This is a genomic window from Aureimonas ureilytica DSM 18598 = NBRC 106430 (genome assembly GCF_000382705.1).
In the GTDB taxonomy this organism is placed as follows: domain Bacteria; phylum Pseudomonadota; class Alphaproteobacteria; order Rhizobiales; family Rhizobiaceae; genus Aureimonas; species Aureimonas ureilytica.
Genome location: NZ_ARQE01000037.1, coordinates 1 through 4,164, shown reverse-complemented (window position 1 = coordinate 4,164; position 4,164 = coordinate 1). Strand labels below are relative to the sequence as shown.

The window sequence follows — 4,164 nt, the reverse complement described above, 5'->3', positions numbered from 1 at the left end:
GCAGTCGCGCAGCAGGGCGTGAGCGCGAGGCTCGTCGGGCTTGTACTCGATCGAAATCTGGCAGGCCGGATCATGCTCGGCGACTTCGCGAATGCCGACGATCTCGAGGTCCCAAGCCTGCGCGTAGTCGAGCTGGAAATTATAGTCGAACCCGTCCTGGCCGAGCCAGAGCGTCATCAGGTCTGCGCCCATGGCGCGCGCGGCATCGACGCCGCGCTTCGTCATATCGATGGCCTCACGCCTCACGGATTTATCCGGGTTCGTGAAGGCGCCAAGCTTGAAGGCCGGATTGGTGTAGTAGCGCATGGCCAGGCCGTTGACCGACAGGCCGAGGTCGTTGATGCGGCGGCCGACCGCCTTGGCGTCGTCCGTCACGTGGTCAGGAAAGTTCAGATCGACATCGGTGAGGCCGCTGGCAGTCGCGGCACGCTCGGCCATCTGCATGAAGGTCGGCTTACCCGAGAGGTCCGGCCAGAACAGATGCGGCGCGGAGCCGAAGGAATTGAGGCGGGTGGCGAATCGGGAAAGGGTCATGGAAGCTCCGCTGGATTGCGATTACTTTACGAATAATTGTAAATTCGTCAAGTGAGCGGCGCATTAATGTCGTGCCAGGGTGGGCCCTGCTTTGGCCGGGTCGGCCTGATCGTCTGGAGGTGGCCGAGAAGAAGCGGCATGCGGTCCACTTCGCTTTGCCTCAGTGCAGACGCCTGGTTTGCCGACCGATGACGCCCGCGGCCGCGTCTCAAAGTCGGAGGTCATGCATCGTTTGATGGTGGGGGAATACCAGCTTTCGGTCGGCTGTGCCGATGACCGGGGCGGCAACCGTGGATCGATTGCTGTGGTTGCGTGTGCCAGGAGAAACGTGCCAGCTCCGCTCGATCCATGACGGGAGATGCCGATGTGAAAGCGCGCCTTTACGGACTTGGCTGCGTGGCGGCCGGGACAGCTATATTGTGGCCTACCATCTTCGACCGTTTGAGGCTCGCTCGATAAGGCGCAGCCGAGATCAGCGTCTGGTCGATGGCTTCCTTCTTGGTCGGTCCCTCGATCGTCATGGGTTTCGTGATGCTGCTGCTGGGAGCCATAACAGAACCGCTCATGCGTGACGCTGAGCGTAAGCGTATGAGGCCTTTCGGGAACATCGTGGCGCTCGCCTGTGTCGTCGCTGGATTCGGGGGGATGCTCGGAACGAGCTATTTACTTCGCTTCTACGGGTATCAATGACCCGGCCCTATCCCGGAGGCGCGCATGGGCCCGAAGCGGATGGTCCGCTTCCAGATTTCCGCTTTCTCAGCTTTTATCGGCTCGGTTGGGTGGAAACCGGTCAGGCAGCTTCCGGTCGCGCCGCTTCATAAGCGGACACTTCCTATAGCTAGCGCAAGACCACGGCCTAGACGGCAATTGTCATGCCGATGTCCCCGGCCGGGCCGAACGCGTGAGCGCGAGAACCACGAGCGAGGCGACCGCAAGTCCCGCACCGAAGAGGAAGGTCGCGGCGGATCCGAACGCCTCCCATAGTCCCCCGGCCGCCACGCTGGCGAGGAGCAGGGCAACGCCCGTCACAAGGTTGAGGACCCCAAAGGCCGTGCCACGCAGTTCCTTCGGCGAGGCGTCGGCGACGAGCGCCGCGATCACCCCCTGCGTGAAGCCCATGTGGAGGCCCCACAGCGCCACCCCGACCGCCGCGACGGCAAGGTTCGGAGCGAGGGCCAGCGCGACGTCGGCGCCCGCCAGAAGGATCATGCCAGCGGCCAGCAGCCGCGTCCGGTCCATCCGATCGGAGAGGACGCCTACGGGGTAGGACGACACCGAGTAGGCCACTCCCATCAGCACCAGCACGAGTGGGATCGAGAAAGCGGGCACGCTGAGTTCCTGCGCTCGCAAGAGCAAGAACGCCTCGCTGAAGCGCGCAAGCGTGAACACCGTCGCGACGGCGACCACCATCCAGTACGGTTGCCCGAGCTGTGCCAGCTCGCGTCGGCGCAGGGGAATGCGGGCTGGACGACGCTCGCCCGGATGCGCCGGCTCGCGGACGCCCGCCATCAGCACGGCGAGCGAGAGGAAGGCCGGTATGACCGCGACCCAGAACACGGTCTGGAAGTCGTTGGCGAACATCCACATCAGGGCGACGGCGAGAAGCGGGCCAGAGAAGGCGCCGACCGTGTCTAGCGACTGGCGCAGGCCATAGCTTGCCCCGCGCACCTCGGGCGGCGCGAGGTCGGCGACCAGGGCGTCGCGCGGCGCGCCACGGATGCCCTTGCCAACGCGATCGACAAAGCGGGCGCCAACCAGCACGTCGAGACCGCCCGCCAGCGGGAACACGGGCTTGGTCAGGGCACCCAGCCCGTAGCCGACGACGGCGAGCAGCTTGCGCTTGCCGAGTCGGTCGCTAAGTGCCCCGGAGAACACCTTGACGATGGACGCTGTGGCCTCGGCGATGCCCTCGATGATGCCGACGGCCAGCGTCGAGGTGCCGAGCACGGTCACCATGTAAATTGGTAGGAGAGAGTGGATCATCTCCGACGAGACGTCCATGAACATGCTGACGAAACCGAGCGCCCAGATGCCGCGCGGGATCGATGGGCGGGTGACGGGCGTAACTGGCGTGGACGTCGTCATAGCGCTCCGATGGGTCGTGGATCCGTTCGTCTGGTAGCTGGCTGCGATCCGGGCGTCGACCTCAATCCACACACGTTTCATTGCTTTCGAGAGGTCCGCTTTCAGTCGAACGTCCGATGTCGACCAGCGGCAGGCTTGAATTGATAGCTACAGGTCCGGTTTGGGACGTCTGCCCCCGTGGCCGGATCGGGCGGAAAGCTTCCAGTACGCTTCATGTTATGGAGTGTGCGAAGCGGCCATGGTTGATCGTTATAAGAGTAACCATGGCTGGATGCCGATCACCTAGACGATAGCGATTAACGATCCTGACGTAGGCAGATGCTTTCATTCTACGAAGTTTAGCTGCTCATTCGCTGGTAAGTGGCCTAGCGTCCCCGCCGACGCGCTTCATTGCATAGGACTGAAACTTCTCGTTCGTTTCGGGTTTCCATCGGATAATCGGGACCAGTTTGACCTACTTGGTTAGACGGTCTTCATAAGCCATGTGCCAAGCTGCAAGGATCGAAACATGGCTCGATCCGATGCGCGCACGTCTGTCTCTTCTGGTCCCCTTCCTGGCTGCATTGTTCAACGCCGATGTCGGTTGGGCCGGTGAATGGCGTGTCGAGCGCATCAGCGGGACGGCCTGGACGATCGAAAGCATCGAGAAACGCACCGCTCTGAAGGTCGGGATGCTGGTGCCTGAGGGCCTGACGATCGCGACAGCCAAGTCCGGACGCGTGCGCCTGTCGAGCGAGAACAACATCATGACACTCGGGCCCGGGAGCGTTGCTGTCGTACGGCCGCAACATGGGTTCAGTTCGAAGACAGAAGTTCTCCAACGGATTGGCAGCATCGAGTTCGACATCGAAAAGCGTTCAGCGCCGCACTTCACTGTTCAGACACCGTACATGGCAGCGGTGGTGAAGGGGACGTCCTTTACGATCAGCGTTTCGAAGACAGATGCGAAGATCGGTGTCGAGCGCGGCCTCGTCCAGGTACGGGATATCCAGACGGGTGAGACGGCAGGAGTAAGTGCCGGGCAGCGCGCAAGTGTGTCCACTTCTGCACCGGGTCTCGTCACGGCGGGGATCAACGCCGCTGCGGTGACGGCGGGCAAGCCATCCGCCCCTAGCGTTGCTCCAGTTGGGCAGAGTCTCGGCAGCTTTCGAAGCGAGCAAGCTGCCATGAGCGGCAGTGCTGCCAGTCGATCCGCCGGCAGGGCCGAGGCCGCGTCGCCGGCAAGCGACACCGGCATCGCCTCATCCCGTTCTGCCGAGAGCTCCGGGTTTGGCGGTTTCGGGGGCGATTCCAATGATCGGAACAATTCTGGGATCGTCAGCACGTCCGCAGGACCCAACGGCGGAGCGAGCGAGACGTCCAGCCGAAGCGGTGAGTCCGATTCGCGTGGAGGCGAGAAGAGCGACGCTGGAACGAACAGCAACGGAGGATTCGGCGGCAACGGCGGACTGAGCGGCAACAACGGCGGCGGAAACGGCAACGGCAACAACGGGAACGGTAACGGGAACGGCGGACCGAGCGGCAACAGCGGCGGTGGAAACGGCA

3 protein-coding genes are annotated in these 4,164 nt (G+C 63.1%); 1 reads left to right on the top strand and 2 read right to left on the bottom strand.

The window, feature by feature from the left end:
• Together B146_RS0124395 and B146_RS0124385 are read right to left on the bottom strand one after the other, a co-directional pair.
• The coding region (locus B146_RS0124395; protein WP_019999096.1) for a TIM barrel protein at positions 1 to 534 on the bottom strand (534 nt) is incomplete at its 3' end.
• A gap of 870 nt (positions 535 to 1,404) precedes the next feature.
• Complete coding sequence (locus B146_RS0124385; RefSeq protein WP_026358913.1) at positions 1,405 to 2,619, bottom strand: MFS transporter; 1,215 nt, start codon at positions 2,617 to 2,619, stop codon at positions 1,405 to 1,407.
• Positions 2,620 to 3,101: 482 nt separating this feature from the next.
• Here B146_RS0124385 and B146_RS27405 point away from each other — a divergent pair.
• Positions 3,102 to 4,164 (top strand): FecR domain-containing protein (locus B146_RS27405; protein WP_155897712.1); only part of this gene is annotated, 1,063 nt, incomplete at its 3' end.

Bases quoted from the DNA above. Each gene is read 5' to 3' on its own strand.
- B146_RS0124385 (WP_026358913.1), bottom strand. From the start codon at position 2,619: ATGACGACGTCCACGCCAGTTACGCCCGTCACCCGCCCATCGATCCCG.